Source organism: Novosphingobium sp. BL-S-20 (genome assembly GCF_055521635.1).
This window is the reverse complement of the sequence record NZ_CM145494.1, coordinates 1,275,600-1,288,673: the sequence shown is the minus strand read 5'-3', so window position 1 is coordinate 1,288,673 and position 13,074 is coordinate 1,275,600. Positions and strand designations below refer to the sequence as shown.

At 65.3% G+C, this 13,074-nt stretch carries 10 protein-coding genes and 1 other RNA gene; 1 reads left to right on the top strand and 10 read right to left on the bottom strand.

Annotation, left to right across the window (positions count from 1 at the left end; translation table 11 throughout):
• Positions 1–31 precede the first annotated feature (31 nt).
• The 3 genes from ACZ1II_RS13930 to ACZ1II_RS13920 all read right to left on the bottom strand — a co-directional run bounded on the left by ACZ1II_RS13930 (position 32) and on the right by ACZ1II_RS13920 (position 3,349).
• Complete coding sequence (locus ACZ1II_RS13930) at positions 32–1,867, bottom strand: M2 family metallopeptidase (RefSeq protein WP_465146969.1); 1,836 nt, start codon at positions 1,865–1,867, stop codon at positions 32–34.
• 276 nt (positions 1,868–2,143) lie between these two features.
• Positions 2,144–2,905, bottom strand: coding sequence for an alpha/beta fold hydrolase (locus ACZ1II_RS13925; protein ID WP_465146968.1), 762 nt, complete (start codon positions 2,903–2,905; stop codon positions 2,144–2,146).
• Positions 2,906–3,349: a GFA family protein gene (locus ACZ1II_RS13920; protein ID WP_465146967.1), complete on the bottom strand. Its 444-nt coding sequence runs from the start codon at positions 3,347–3,349 to the stop codon at positions 2,906–2,908. It abuts the gene before it with no gap.
• A 26-nt stretch (positions 3,350–3,375) separates the two neighbouring features.
• On the opposite strand from ACZ1II_RS13920, the gene ACZ1II_RS13915 reads away from it, so the two are divergent.
• Positions 3,376–3,648 (top strand): hypothetical protein, encoded by a 273-nt coding sequence (locus ACZ1II_RS13915; RefSeq protein ID WP_465146966.1) that lies wholly within the window; start codon positions 3,376–3,378, stop codon positions 3,646–3,648.
• An 83-nt stretch (positions 3,649–3,731) separates the two neighbouring features.
• On the opposite strand, the gene ACZ1II_RS13910 is transcribed toward ACZ1II_RS13915, so the two are convergent.
• From ACZ1II_RS13910 to hrpB, 7 genes are all read right to left on the bottom strand, one after another.
• Complete coding sequence (locus ACZ1II_RS13910) at positions 3,732–4,757, bottom strand: aspartate-semialdehyde dehydrogenase (protein WP_465146965.1); 1,026 nt, start codon at positions 4,755–4,757, stop codon at positions 3,732–3,734.
• Positions 4,758–4,938: 181 nt separating this feature from the next.
• Positions 4,939–7,347, bottom strand: a complete 2,409-nt coding sequence (gene lon, locus ACZ1II_RS13905; protein ID WP_465146964.1) for an endopeptidase La — start codon at positions 7,345–7,347, stop codon at positions 4,939–4,941.
• A gap of 285 nt (positions 7,348–7,632) precedes the next feature.
• Complete coding sequence (locus tag ACZ1II_RS13900) at positions 7,633–7,968, bottom strand: YbaB/EbfC family nucleoid-associated protein (protein WP_465146963.1); 336 nt, start codon at positions 7,966–7,968, stop codon at positions 7,633–7,635.
• 1 nt (position 7,969) lies between these two features.
• Positions 7,970–9,895: a DNA polymerase III subunit gamma/tau gene (locus ACZ1II_RS13895; protein ID WP_465146962.1), complete on the bottom strand. Its 1,926-nt coding sequence runs from the start codon at positions 9,893–9,895 to the stop codon at positions 7,970–7,972.
• Between the two features lie 128 nt (positions 9,896–10,023).
• An RNA gene (ffs, locus tag ACZ1II_RS13890) (signal recognition particle sRNA small type) lies at positions 10,024–10,118 on the bottom strand.
• Positions 10,119–10,258: 140 nt separating this feature from the next.
• A complete protein-coding gene (locus ACZ1II_RS13885; protein ID WP_465146961.1) occupies positions 10,259–10,537 on the bottom strand; it encodes an ETC complex I subunit in 279 nt (92 codons plus the stop codon).
• A 45-nt stretch (positions 10,538–10,582) separates the two neighbouring features.
• Positions 10,583–13,036: an ATP-dependent helicase HrpB gene (gene hrpB, locus ACZ1II_RS13880; RefSeq protein WP_465146960.1), complete on the bottom strand. Its 2,454-nt coding sequence runs from the start codon at positions 13,034–13,036 to the stop codon at positions 10,583–10,585.
• Positions 13,037–13,074: the final 38 nt, after the last annotated feature.

Sequence of the window (13,074 nt, the reverse complement as noted above, 5' to 3'; positions counted from 1 at the left end):
GCGACATCGCATCGCCGGGGGCCGTTCTCGTTTACCAGCCCTGCTTCTCGCCCTTGTTCTGCTCGTCGAGCCACTTCTTGAGCGGCGCGAAATAGTCGAGCATCGGCTTGGCGCTCATCTGCGGGGTGCCGGTGAAAGCCTTGAGCGCTTCCGGCCAGGGCTTCGACATGCCCATTTCCAGCATCTTGTTCAGGTTCGCACCGACTTTCTTGTCGCCGTAGAAGCTGCACCGGTGCAGCGGTCCCTTCCAGCCTGCCTGCTTGCAGGCCGCCTGATAGAACTGGAACTGGAGGATGCGGGCGAGGAAGTAGCGCGTGTAAGGCGTATTCCCCGGAACGTGGAACTTGGCACCGGCATCGAAGCCATCGTCGCTGCGCGCGGAAGGCGGGGTGATGCCCTGATAGTCGAGGCGCATCTTGGTCCAGGCCTTGTTGTAGTCCGCAGGCTGGATCGAACCGTCGAAGATACCCCAGCGATAGCGGTCGATCAGCAGACCGAACGGCAGGAACGCCACCTTGTCCATCGCCTGACGCAGCAGCAGGCCGATGTCCTTGTCCGCGCTCGGCACCTTGGCCTTGTCGAGCAGGCCGATCTGCACGAGGTACTGCGGCGTGATCGACAGCGCGATGAAGTCGCCGATCGCCTCGTGGAAGCCGTCGTTGGCACCGTTGAGATAGAGGAACGGCTGCTTGTTGTAGGCGCGCTGGTAGTAGTTGTGGCCGAGTTCGTGGTGGATCGTCACGAAGTCGCCGGAATCGACCTTGGTGCACATCTTGATGCGCACATCGTCCTTGTTGTCGACGTCCCAGGCCGAAGCGTGGCAGATCACCTCGCGGTCGGCGGGCTTGACGATCATCGAGCGCTTCCAGAACGTCTCCGGCAGCGGCGCGAAGCCGAGCGACGAGTAGAAGCCCTCACCCGCCTTCACCATGTCGATCGGGGTCTTGCCCTGCGCCTTCAGCAGATCGCCGATGTCGTAGCCGAGATCGCCCGAACCCTTCGGCGCGACCAGCGGATAGATCGTGCCCCACTCCTGCGCCCACATGTTCCCCAGCAGGTCGGCGCGGATCGGACCGTTCTTGGGCTGCACGGCATCGCCATACTTCTCGTTCAGCTTGTGACGCACATAAGTGTGCAGCGCGAGGTAGAGCGGCTTCACTTCCTCCCAAAGTCGCTGGGTCTCGGCCGAGAACTGCTCGGGCGTCATGTCGTAGCCCGAACGCCACATGGCACCGACGTCGGCATAGCCGAGTTCCTTGGCACCCTTGTTGGCGATCTCGACCATCTTCACGTAGTCGCCCTTCATCGGCTTGCCGACGTTATCGTGCCAGGTCGTCCACATCTCGGCGAACTCGGCAGGCGTGTGGGTCAGGTTGCCCATTTCCGCCTCGATGTCCGAACCATTGATCTCCTTGCCGTCCAGCGTGCCGCGGCCCTTGCCATACGTGGACGCAAGACGGGTGCCGATCGCGCTCAACTCCGTCGCCGCACCGGGCGTCGTCGGCGCGGGCAGAACGATTCCCTGACGCAGGATGCCGAGCTTGCGCGAAACGTCGGCATCGAGACCCGGCAGCTTCGCAAACTTCGCCGCCTCGACCGCGTAATCGACCTGCTTCTCGGTCAGCAGCCCGTTGGACTGCGCCGCCAGCGCGTCGGTATCATCGGTGAGATACGTATAGTTCACCCAGTTGATGCGGGCATTGTCGACCGAGAAATCGAACAGGTCCTTCTCGGCAGCGGCCACGAACTCGGCGGCGCCTTGCGCAGTTTGCGGGTACGACGGCGCGTCCTCGGCAAAGGCCGGCGCCGCCACGCCGAACGAAAGCCCGGCCGCGAGCGCGGCAAGCGCGGTGGATGCGAATTTCATGGGGTCGTCCTCATTTGTCTCTCTGATGGCGCGGGAGACTAGTCGCCCGCTGGGTGAGATCAACTGTTGAGGTAGGGAGAAAAGGGTAAAAGCAGGGGAGCAAAGCCCCCCTGCACCCCCATCACCGTCTAGGTCACGCGGACCAACAGCGTCGTGCGCCCATGTTGGCGTCGGGAGACTTAATGGCTGCGCCGCAAGGAGCGCACGACCGATAGGCGGCGCGCGACGCTGACATTCCGAGGGTCCGGGGGATCATCCCCCGGAATCTTCTTCTACTTAATCGAGCAGAAACTCAGCCATAGCCCTGCCCATATCCTTGAACGTCACCGAAGACATGTGATTGCCCGGCGTCTCGACATAGCGCCCCTGCGGCAAGGCCTCGGCCAATTCCGGCGCGGAGCCGTTGTCCCGATCTTCCGCCCCGCAGACGCAGAGCGTGGGCATCGCGATCTGCGCGATCACATCCGCCGAAGTATCGTCCACCGATCCCAGCAGCAGCCGCGCGGCCACGCGATCGATCTTCATCGACTTCATGAAGGCCTGCGCAACGAAGGCCTTGTCGCCGCGTTCGATGGTGCCGAAGCGGTCGATGGCATCCACGAAGTGGGCGCTGCGCCGCGCCCAGCCGGAAAGGCCGGTGAGGCCCATGCCGCCGAGGATCAGGTTGCGCGGGGCGAGGCCCGCGAGCACGCCGCGCACCGAAGTCCGCGCGCCGAGCGAGAAGCCGCCGAGGTCGTAATCGGTGAGGCCGAGCGCGGCGATCACCAGCTTGAGGTCCTCGACCAGCACGTCGGCGGGATAGGCTGCGGGGTCGTGCGGCGCGCCGCTCTCGCCGTGGGCGCGCAGATCGGGCATGAAGACCTCGAACCCGGCATCGGCGAGGATTTTCGCATTGCCGAACTTGATCCAGTTCACGTCGGCGCTGGAGAACAGGCCGTGGAGCAGCAGCAGCGGCCGCGCGCCGGTATCGCCCATGACATGCACCGCCAGATCGGTGCCTGCGTAACCTTCGATGACTTCCTTGCGCAGATCGCTCACTTAGGGAACCTCCAGTCCTGCCGCCTTCCAGCGCGAGGCGACGCTTTCGGTCGTCGCGCTGTAGTGCCTGGGCAGGTCCTTGGTATCGAGCCACGCGGGATGCAAGCTCTCAGCACCGGAATGCGCGGTGGGGCGGAAGAATTCCGGCGTGTCGAAGCTGCCGAGCGTCAGGTCCATCTTGCCGCTGCTCTCGATGAAGTCGAAGCCGAGCGGGGTGCCGCAATGCGCGCAGAACGGGCGATGCGCGATGGCGGAGCTTTGATACCAGTCCGGCTCCTGCGCCCATTGGACACCGGCCTTCGAGACCTGCACGAAAGCCGCTGCAAAGCCGCCGGTCGCCTTCTGGCAATAGCGGCAGTGGCAGAGATAGGCCTCGTCGTTCTCGACCTCGGCCTCATAGCGAATGCGGCCGCACTGGCAGCCGCCGGTCAGGGTTTGGCTCATGGACGGAGAGTAACCCGGAACACCCTGTGCGCGCCATTGCTGCCGCGAACGAAGCCGTGATAAAGCGCCCCATGGAAACGACAGAAGAAAACACGAGCGCCGAAAACCCGGCGCTGAGCCGGCCGCAACGACGCCTGCTGAAACGAATCTACAACAGCCGAACCGTTCCCATCATCGCCGATGACCAGCCGTTCCTGACATACAAGGAGGCTTCGCGCTATCTCCTGTCCCTGACGGATCACGCGCGCGAGGCCGCATATGCGCAGATGAAGGCATTCGCGGCGGATGAAGGCAGGTAACTCGCCGAACCGCACAAGAAAAGGCCTGCGAAGCGAAAGCTCCGCAGGCCTTTTTCTATCGGTTTGAGCCAAGGCCCGCCGGGTCAGCCCTTCTTGAGGTGACGACGGCCAAGCAGTTCGGCGATCTGCACCGCGTTGAGCGCGGCGCCCTTGCGCAGGTTGTCCGAGACGCACCACAGGGCCAGGCCGTTTTCCACGGTCGGGTCTTCGCGAACGCGGCTGATGTAGGTCGCGCTGTCGCCGACGCTTTCGATCGGGGTGACGTATCCGCCGTCCTCACGCTTGTCGACGAGCATGATGCCCGGCGCCTCGCGCAGGATGTCCTGTGCTTCCTCGGCCGAAATCTCGTTCTCGAACTCAATGTTCAGCGATTCCGAGTGGCCGACGAAGACCGGCACGCGCACGCAAGTGGCCTGCAGCTTGATCTTGGGATCGAGGATCTTCTTGGTCTCGACCACCATCTTCCACTCTTCCTTGGTGGAGCCGTCGTCGAGGAAGACGTCGATGTGCGGGATCACGTTGAAGGCGATCTGCTTGGTGAACTTCTTCGGTTCCACCGGATCGCCCACGAAGATCGCGCGGCTCTGCTCGAACAGCTCGTCGAGGCCCGGCTTACCGGCGCCCGAAACCGACTGGTAGGTCGAGACGACGACGCGCTTGATCGTCGCCTTGTCGTGCAGGGGCTTGAGCGCCACGACCATCTGCGCGGTCGAGCAGTTGGGGTTGGCGATGATGTTGCGCGCCTTGTAGCCGTCGATCGCGTCCGGATTCACTTCCGGCACGATCAGCGGCACGTCGGGGTCCATGCGGTAGAGCGACGAGTTGTCGATCACCACGCAGCCCGCGGCAGCGGCCTTCGGTGCATAGATCTTGGTCGGCTCGGAACCTGCGGCGAAGAGCGCAATATCCCAGCCGGTGAAATCGAAATGCTCGATGTTCTTTACTTTGAGCATTTTGCCGGTTTCGCCGAATTCAATCTCGGTCCCGGTCGAACGCGACGAAGCCAGCGCTGCGATTTCGTCGCAGGGGAATTCGCGTTCGGCGAGGATGTTGAGCATTTCGCGGCCGACATTTCCGGTCGCGCCGACGACGGCAACCCGGTAACCCATTTCAAGATCCTTCTAGCAAAATCCTGCGGCAAGGCGCGCGGCAGGAAGGGGGCCGTTACAGCGTGCGCTTGCCTGTGACAAGCGCCCTGCGCAAAAGACTTTCTTTCCGACGGTCAATATCGACCGAAAATTGCCGCAGGAACGACCTTTCCAGAAACGGAAAGAGCGTTCCGCGACATATTCAGTGCGCGGTGGCGGAAGGCGACGGCGTCTGCGAAGGCGCTGCGGCCAGTTCGTCCGCCTCGGTCCACTCGATGGCTTCGAGCGGCTCGGTCAGGGCCTTGGCCAGCACTTCGTCGACATGCGAAACGGGAATGATATCAAGACCCTGTTTCACGTTTTCGGGAATCTCCGCGAGGTCTTTGCGGTTCTCTTCGGGGATCAGCACGGTGGTGATACCGCCGCGCAGAGCCGCCAGCAGCTTCTCCTTCAGACCGCCGATCGGCAGCACCCGGCCGCGCAGGGTGACTTCGCCGGTCATGGCGACGTCCTTGCGCACCGGCACCCCGCTCAGCGTCGAGACGATCGACGTGACCATGCCGATACCCGCCGAAGGACCGTCCTTGGGCACCGCGCCTTCGGGCAGGTGGATGTGGATGTCCTTCTTCTGGATCGTCGAAGGCTTGATGCCGTAAGCGGGCGAGCGCGCCTTCACGAAGCTGAAGGCGGCCTGGATCGACTCGCTCATCACGTCGCCGAGCTTGCCGGTCGCCTTGATCTGGCCCTTGCCGGGCACGGTCACGCTCTCGATGGTCAGCAGTTCGCCGCCCACTTCGGTCCAGGCGAGGCCGGTGACGGCGCCTACCTGATGCTCTTCCTCGCCCACGCCGTGGCGGAACTTGCGCACGCCCGCGAACTCGGAGAGGTTTTCCGGAGTGATCGTGACCTCGGTGGCCTTGCCTTCGAGAATCTGGCGCAGCGACTTGCGCGCCAGCTTGGCGATCTCGCGCTCCAGCGTACGCACGCCCGCCTCGCGGGTGTAGTAGCGGATCAGGTCGCGAAGGCCGTCCTGGGTGAGCGTGAACTCACCCTTCTTCAACCCATGCGCCTCGACCTGCTTGCGCACGAGGTGACGCTCGGCGATCTCGACCTTCTCGTCCTCGGTGTACCCTTCGAGACGGATGATCTCCATGCGATCGAGCAGCGGCTGCGGCAGGTTCAGGCTGTTCGCGGTGCAGACGAACATCACGTCCGACAGGTCGATGTCTAGTTCCAGATAGTGGTCCTGGAACTTGGCGTTCTGCTCCGGATCGAGCACTTCGAGCAGCGCCGAAGCCGGATCGCCGCGGAAGTCCTGACCCAGCTTGTCGATCTCGTCGAGCAGGAACAGCGGGTTCGACTTGCCGGCCTTCTTGAGGTTGGTGACGATCTTGCCCGGCAGCGAGCCGATATACGTACGGCGGTGGCCGCGAATCTCGGCCTCGTCGCGCACGCCGCCCAGCGACTGGCGGATGAACTCGCGCCCCGTCGCCTTGGCGATCGACTTGCCCAGCGAGGTCTTGCCGACGCCCGGCGGGCCGACGAGGCACAGGATTGGCCCCTTCAGCTTGTTGGTGCGCGCCTGCACGGCCAGATACTCGACGATGCGGTCCTTGACCTTGTCGAGCGCGTAGTGATCGGCATCAAGGATTTCCTGGGCCGAGGAAATGTCGCGCTTGAGCTTGCTCTTCTTGCCCCAGGGCAGGCCCAGCAGCACGTCGAGGTAATTGCGGATGACGGTCGCCTCGGCGCTCATCGGCTGCATCGACTTGAGCTTCTTCAGCTCCGCCGTCGCCTTTTCGCGTGCTTCCTTCGACAGGCGCGTCGATTCGATGCGCTCCTGAAGCTCCTGAAGCTCGTTCGCTTCCTCGCCGTCGCCGCCGCCGAGTTCCGACTGGATCGCCTTCAGCTGCTCGTTGAGGTAATATTCGCGCTGGGTCTTTTCCATCTGGCGCTTCACGCGGCCACGGATTTTGCGCTCGACCTGCAGGACGCCGAGTTCGCCTTCCATGAAGGAATAGACCATTTCGAGGCGCTTGAGCGGGTCGGCTTCCGAAAGCACGGCCTGCTTGTCGCCCACTTTGGCGGAAAGCTGCGCGGCGATGGTGTCTGCGAGCTTCGCCGCATCCTCGATCTCGCCGAGCTGGTCGCCCGCATCCTGCGAAAGCTTCTTGTTGAGCTTGGCATATTCGCCGAACTGCTCGACCACCGAACGCATCATCGCCTCGGTCTCGGTGCCGTCCGCCTCGACCGGCTCGACGCGCTCGACCTGGGCCACCAGCATCTCGCCCTCGGCGGACTGCTCGGTGCGCAGGGTCTCCAGCTTCGCGCGCTCCTGCCCTTCGACGAGCACGCGTACGGTGCCGTCCGGCAGCTTCAGCAGCTGTAGGACGCTGGCGATGACGCCGGTGTCGTAAAGATCGTCGCGGTCGGGATCGTCGCAGCCCGGATCGAGCTGCGCGAGCAGGAAGATGTCCTTTTCACCCGCCATCGCCGCTTCGAGCGCGGCCACCGATTTCTCGCGTCCAACGAAAAGCGGCACGACCATGCCGGGAAACACGACGATGTCGCGCAAGGGAAGCAGCGGAAGCAGGTTCAAGGTCATTTCCATTTCAACACACACGCGGGGCAGCTGACAGCCCCCCGGCCTTTCCCAATACGACATGGGGCGCGGGACGATATGGGGTCTCTCTCGCGCCGCGCAATGGCGCCGCCGCCGAAAGACTGTGGAAGTGATAGTCGCACCACTTCCCCTTCTCCCTAGATCGCAACTCCGGAAAATACCGGAGGTTCGATCCAATATAGCGCGTTTTCCCGGAACTTCCGCCAGACATGACGGAAATCATCCCATGGAAACCGCGAATCGAGGCGGTCCGCAGCGAGAGAGACCGCTGGATCAGAACGGCATCTTGAAGCCCGGCGGCAGGCCCATGCCCTGCTGGGCCTTGGCCAGTTCCTCGCCGGCAACCGAGTCCGCCTTGACGCGCGCGTCGTTGTAGGCGGCAGCGATCAGATCTTCGAGAATCTGCTTCTCGCCGGGCTGGAGCAGGCTGTCGTCGATCGACACGCCGATCACGCGGCCCTTGGCCGAGCAACGAATCTTCACCAGACCGCCGCCCGAAAGCCCTTCGACTTCCATGGCATCGAGCTTGGCCTGCGCCTCGTTCATCTGCTTCTGGATGGTCTCGGCCGCCTGCTGTGCGGCCTGGAGCATCTCTTCCATCGACTTCATCTCAACGTCTCCAGTTGCGTCCGCCGCCGCCGACGGCAAGCGGACGATCATCTTCGATAACTTCGGCCTGCGGGAAAGCGGCCTTGGTCGCCAGCACCAGCGGGTGCTGATTCACGGCATCGCTTTCGGCGGCCTTCTTCGCTTCGGCCTGCTCGACCAATGTGAGCATGAGCGCGGGCGCACCCTCTTCCGAAACCTTGTAGACTTCCCAGCGCTCGCCCGTCGCCTTGGTCAGGCAGGTGCGCAGCAGCGCCGTGATATCCTCGCTGAAACCGGGCGGCTGCGCGTAGCGCAGCAGACTGGCGCCCAGTTCGATCACGCGCACCTGCATGCGCATGGTGTTCGCGGTCGAAAGCTCGCCCATATGCTCGACGTCCTCGACCAGTTCCTCCCAGCGGCGCAGGGCAATGGCAGCGGTGATCGGAGGTGAAACCGCGGCCGCCGGAGCGCCGCTCGGGGCAGCCCCTTCCCCGCCGCCTGCCGGAGCGGGCGCCGGAGCACGGGCGGCAAGCTCTTCCAGCTTCTTCACCAACGATCCGGGGTCCGGCATGTCCGAGGCATGCATGATCCGCAGCAGCGCCATCTGCACCGCCACCAGCGGATCGGGCGCCGATTTCACTTCCTCATGCCCCTTGAGCAGCAACTGCCAGATGCGGTGGACCTGCCCGGCCTTGAGCGCCTTGGCCCAGCCTTCGATCGCCTCGCGCTCTTCCGCCGAATGGGCATCGTGCGCGCCGCCCGCGACTTGCGCCACGGCAATGCGGTGCACCAGCGTCATCAGCCCGCGCATGATCGCGATCGGCTCGACGCCGAGCGCAAACTGCCGCGCCACGAGTTCGAGCAATTCCCCGCCCTTGCCATCGAGAATGGCGGTGATGAGGCTGCGCTGCACGCTCTTGTCCGACAGGCCGAGCATGTCGCGCACCTTCTCGGCGCGGACCTGGCCTTCGCCGTCGAGATCGGCATGGGCAATCGCCTGGTCGAGGATCGACAGACCATCGCGCACCGATCCTTCGGCAGCTGCGGCGACCATGGCGAGCGCCTCGTCCTCGGCCTCGACACCTTCGAGACCGCAGACCTTGGCGAAGTGCCCGGCCAGCATCGGCGCAGGGATTCGGCGCAAGTCGAAGCGCTGGCAGCGCGACAGCACCGTGACCGGCAGCTTGTCCACTTCGGTGGTCGCGAAGAGGAACTTCACATGGGCTGGAGGTTCCTCAAGTGTCTTCAGCAAGGCATTGAAAGCATTGCGAGACAGCATGTGAACTTCGTCGATGATGTAGATCTTGTAGCGCGCCGAGACAGCCGCATAGCGCACTGCCTCGATGATCTCGCGCACGTCGTCGACGCCGGTATGCGAGGCGGCGTCCATCTCGATCACGTCGATATGGCGGCCTTCGGCAATGGCCTGACACGGCTCGCACTGGCCGCAGGGGTCGATCGTCGGACCACCCTGCCCGTCCGGGCCGATGCAGTTGAGCGCCTTGGCGATCAGGCGCGCGGTCGAGGTCTTGCCGACCCCGCGCACGCCGGTCATCAGGAAGGCATGGGCCAGCCGGTCGCGCTTGATGGCGTTGGCCAGCGTCTGCACCATCGCTTCCTGACCGATCAGTTCGGCGAAAGTCTGCGGGCGGTATTTGCGCGCGAGCACGCGATAGGGCTGCGCCGGAGCGCCAGTGGACGCGCCGGACGGGGCCGGAGCCGCCGCCGCTTTCTTCTCGACCTTAGCCGATCCGCGCGGAACAGGCGTCGCTTTCGGCTCAGGGGCAGGCTCGGGCGCCGGAGCGGAAGGAGCGGCTACAGGCTCCGGTTCGCCGAACATCGACGCCTGACCGGCCTCTTCCAGCTCGGCCTGGGTCGGAGCGGCCGCTTCCTCCTCCTTGTCGTCCCAAGGGGGGGTATCGCCGAACATGTCGCGTGAATCGTCCATCGCCTGCCAAACTAGGGACTGGGGGCGAGAATGTCAGGGGAAAACCAATTTGCTCCACAGCGCAGATCGACGAAACAGAGCCAAAACCGGCCTTCCGGCGGGTCCAGCATCGATTTGTCGTGATGTGGGCTGAAGGAGCCGGGCGACCCGCCGCTATCCGTTGTGGCTGCTTCCTTCCGGACCTGACCAGGTTGGCGAACGCAAACGTCCACCCGACTCCCGAGCGGGCCTATGGCGGCGCGCGCCCGGTTTGTCCAGCCTGCCCGTCCGACTTTTTTGTGAGCCCATAACGGCATCGGCCCGCCCTTCCATCGTGGAAAGGCGGGCCGATTGCTCAGAAACCTGCTTCTTAGTGAAGGCGGATCAGCGGAAGTTGTCGGCGTAGGCCTGGATCTTCAGGCGGCGTGGCGGCGTGGCATGCACTTCGGCCTCGATGCCGTAGCGCGCGGCATAGGCCTTGGCTTCGTCCACATCGGGGAACTTCAGCGTAACCTGCTGGCGGGTATCGCCCGAACCTGCCCAACCCATCAGAGGATCGGGCTTCTTCGCTTCGGCGGGGACGAATTCGAGGACCCACTGGTCCAGCAGTGCCTTGCCGGACTGCATGGCGTTCTTCGGGCGCTGATAGATGCGTGCACTCATGGCCCAGCGCTTTGCCTCCGAATCAGGGAGAGAATCAAGCGCAAATCACTTGCTTCTGGATGCTTCAAACGCATTGCGCGTCTTGAGGCTCGGATCTTCGGTCCAGGGCTGGTCCGGCCAGCGATGCCGGGGATAGCGGCCCTTCATGTCACGCTGCACGTCGCGCCACGATCCGCGCCAGAATCCGGGCAAGTCGCGAGTCGTCTGGATCGGCCTCCCGGCGGGCGAGGTCAACTTCAGCAGCAGCGGCTGCGCAGGCTGCCCGAAGGTCGGATGACGATCCAGCCCGAACAGCGCCTGAACTCGAACCTCGACGCTGGGGCCGCCCTCGTCCTCATAGTCGATGGCATGGGTGCTACCCGCCGGACTGCGGAATTCCGGCGGCGCGAGCTTTTCGAGGCTTTGCTGGTCGTCCCAGTTGAGACGATTGCGCAAGGCTTCCGCCAGCGCGCCCTTGTCGATAGCATCGAGTCGCCGCCCCAGCAGCGGGCCAAGCCAGTCGTCCAGATCCTCCACCAGCGCCGCTTCGGACAGCGCCGCGATCCCCGCATAGCGCGCGCGGTGCAGCAGCGAGAGACTGCCCTTCCCGAACGGCACGAGATCGAGGCCCTTCTCCCGCACACGCTCCAGCAGGAAAGCGGAGATCGCCGCCGGATCGGGCGCGGGATCGGGGCCGCTCGCCAGAGTGATCGCCCCGAGTCGCCGTTCCAGCCGCGCCTCGACACGCCCTTCCGCCTCGTTCCAGCGCAGGACCGAGCGCCGCTCGATCCGCGCGCCGAGGCCCTGCTCGACCTCGGACATTTCCAGCGACGCGCCCGAGAGGATGCGCGCGCCCTTGGCCTGTCCCTGCGCATCGCCGATCACCAGCCACTCGCGCGCGGCAAGCGGCGAGGCAGGATCGAGCACATAGCCCCTGCCCCCGGCGGAGAGCCAGTGCTCACCGCTCGCATCGCGCCGCCGCGCCACCATGTCCGGACGCCCAAGCGCCAGCAGCACGCCTGCGGGAATGTCCTCGCCGTCATCCTCTCCGGAGATCAGCGAACGCGCGCGCCGCGCCCAGCCCGCCGCCAGCTTGCGCGAAGCTTCCGCGCGCGGCGAGCGGTCGCCGTCCCAGCGCGAGAGCCGCTGCGCCAGATCCTCGCTGCGCCCGCCCAGCCCGCGCTCCTGTAGCAATAGGGCCAGCTTCGCTGCAGTTCCGGCCGCGCCGCGCTCAGCGGCATGGAGAATCATCGCCGCCTGCGCCGGGTCCATCGGCAGGCTCGCGACCTTGCGTCCGAACGCGGTGATCCGCCCCTCCCCGTCCAGCGCACCGAGCGCCTCAAGCTGCCACCGCGCCGCATCGAGCGCGGGCACCGGCGGCGGATCGATCCAGGCCATGGCCGCCGGATCGCCCGCACCCCACTGCGCCAACGAGAGCGTCAGCGGCGCGAGGTCGCTGGTCAGCATTTCCGGCGGATCGAACTCGGGCCGCCCCGGATGCGCGGCCTCCTCCCAGAGACGATAGGCGGTGCCCGGCCCCTGACGCGCGGCGCGACCGGCCCGCTGCGCGGCGGAAGCCCGGCTCGCCCGGTGCGTCGCCAGGCGGGTGACGCCCGCCGCCTTGTCGAACTCGGCGCGGCGCGAGAGGCCGCTGTCCACCACCACCGAAACGCCCTCCAGCGTCAGCGAGGTTTCCGCGATCGCGGTCGAGAGCACGATCCGGCGGCGGCCCTGCGAATCGCGGCGGATCGCCGCGCGCTGGGCGGCCGGTTCGCATTGTCCGTGGAGCGGCAGGACCAGTGCCCCCGGCAGCTTCTCGGCGAGTCGCTCCGCCACGCGGTCAATCTCGCGCACGCCAGGCAGGAAGGCGAGGATATCGCCGTCCTGCTCGCGCCACGCGGTCAAAACGGCGGAGGCCATCGCATCCTCGATTCGCTGGTCCGGCGATCCGCCGAGCCAGCGAATCGCCAGCGGCCAGGCCTTGCCTTCACTCTCGATGACCGGAACGGTGCCGCCCAGCAGGCGGGCAAAGCGCGCGCCGTCGATCGTGGCGGACATCACGACGATGCGCAGGTCCTCGCGCAGGACCTGGCTCGATTCGACCGCCAACGCGAGGCCGAGATCGCTGTCGAGATGACGCTCGTGCGCTTCGTCGAACAGCACGGCGGAGACGCCGGAAAGCTCCGGATCGGAGACGATGGTCGAGACGAAGATCGCCTCGGTCATCACCACGACTCGCGTTCGCGCCGATCGCTTCACGTCGAGGCGGGTGACGTAGCCGATCGTCTCCCCGGCCTTCTCACCCAGCTGCTCGGCCATGCGTTCTGCGGCGGCGCGTGCCGCCACGCGGCGCGGGGAAAGCAGGATCACCGTTCCCGTGCACCAAGGCTCGGCCAGCAAGGCCGGGGCCAGCGCCGTCGTCTTGCCCGCCCCTGGCGGCGCAATCAGCACGGCGTGAGGGCCGTCACGCAATGCGGACAGGACTTCGGGCAATACGTAGTTGATGGGAAGCGTGCTCACGCATGCCTTCTTAGGGCCGGTGGTGGCGGCAGGAAAGT

Excerpts from the sequence above, each read along its gene's own strand:
- ACZ1II_RS13885 (WP_465146961.1), bottom strand. The coding sequence starts at position 10,537 with ATGAGTGCACGCATCTATCAGCGCCCGAAGAACGCCATGCAGTCCGGC.
- ACZ1II_RS13895 (WP_465146962.1), bottom strand. The coding sequence starts at position 9,895 with ATGGACGATTCACGCGACATGTTCGGCGATACCCCCCCTTGGGACGAC.
- ACZ1II_RS13930 (WP_465146969.1), bottom strand. The coding sequence starts at position 1,867 with ATGAAATTCGCATCCACCGCGCTTGCCGCGCTCGCGGCCGGGCTTTCG.
- ACZ1II_RS13900 (WP_465146963.1), bottom strand. The coding sequence starts at position 7,968 with ATGAAGTCGATGGAAGAGATGCTCCAGGCCGCACAGCAGGCGGCCGAG.
- lon (WP_465146964.1), bottom strand. The coding sequence starts at position 7,347 with ATGGAAATGACCTTGAACCTGCTTCCGCTGCTTCCCTTGCGCGACATC.
- ACZ1II_RS13920 (WP_465146967.1), bottom strand. The coding sequence starts at position 3,349 with ATGAGCCAAACCCTGACCGGCGGCTGCCAGTGCGGCCGCATTCGCTAT.
- ACZ1II_RS13910 (WP_465146965.1), bottom strand. The coding sequence starts at position 4,757 with ATGGGTTACCGGGTTGCCGTCGTCGGCGCGACCGGAAATGTCGGCCGC.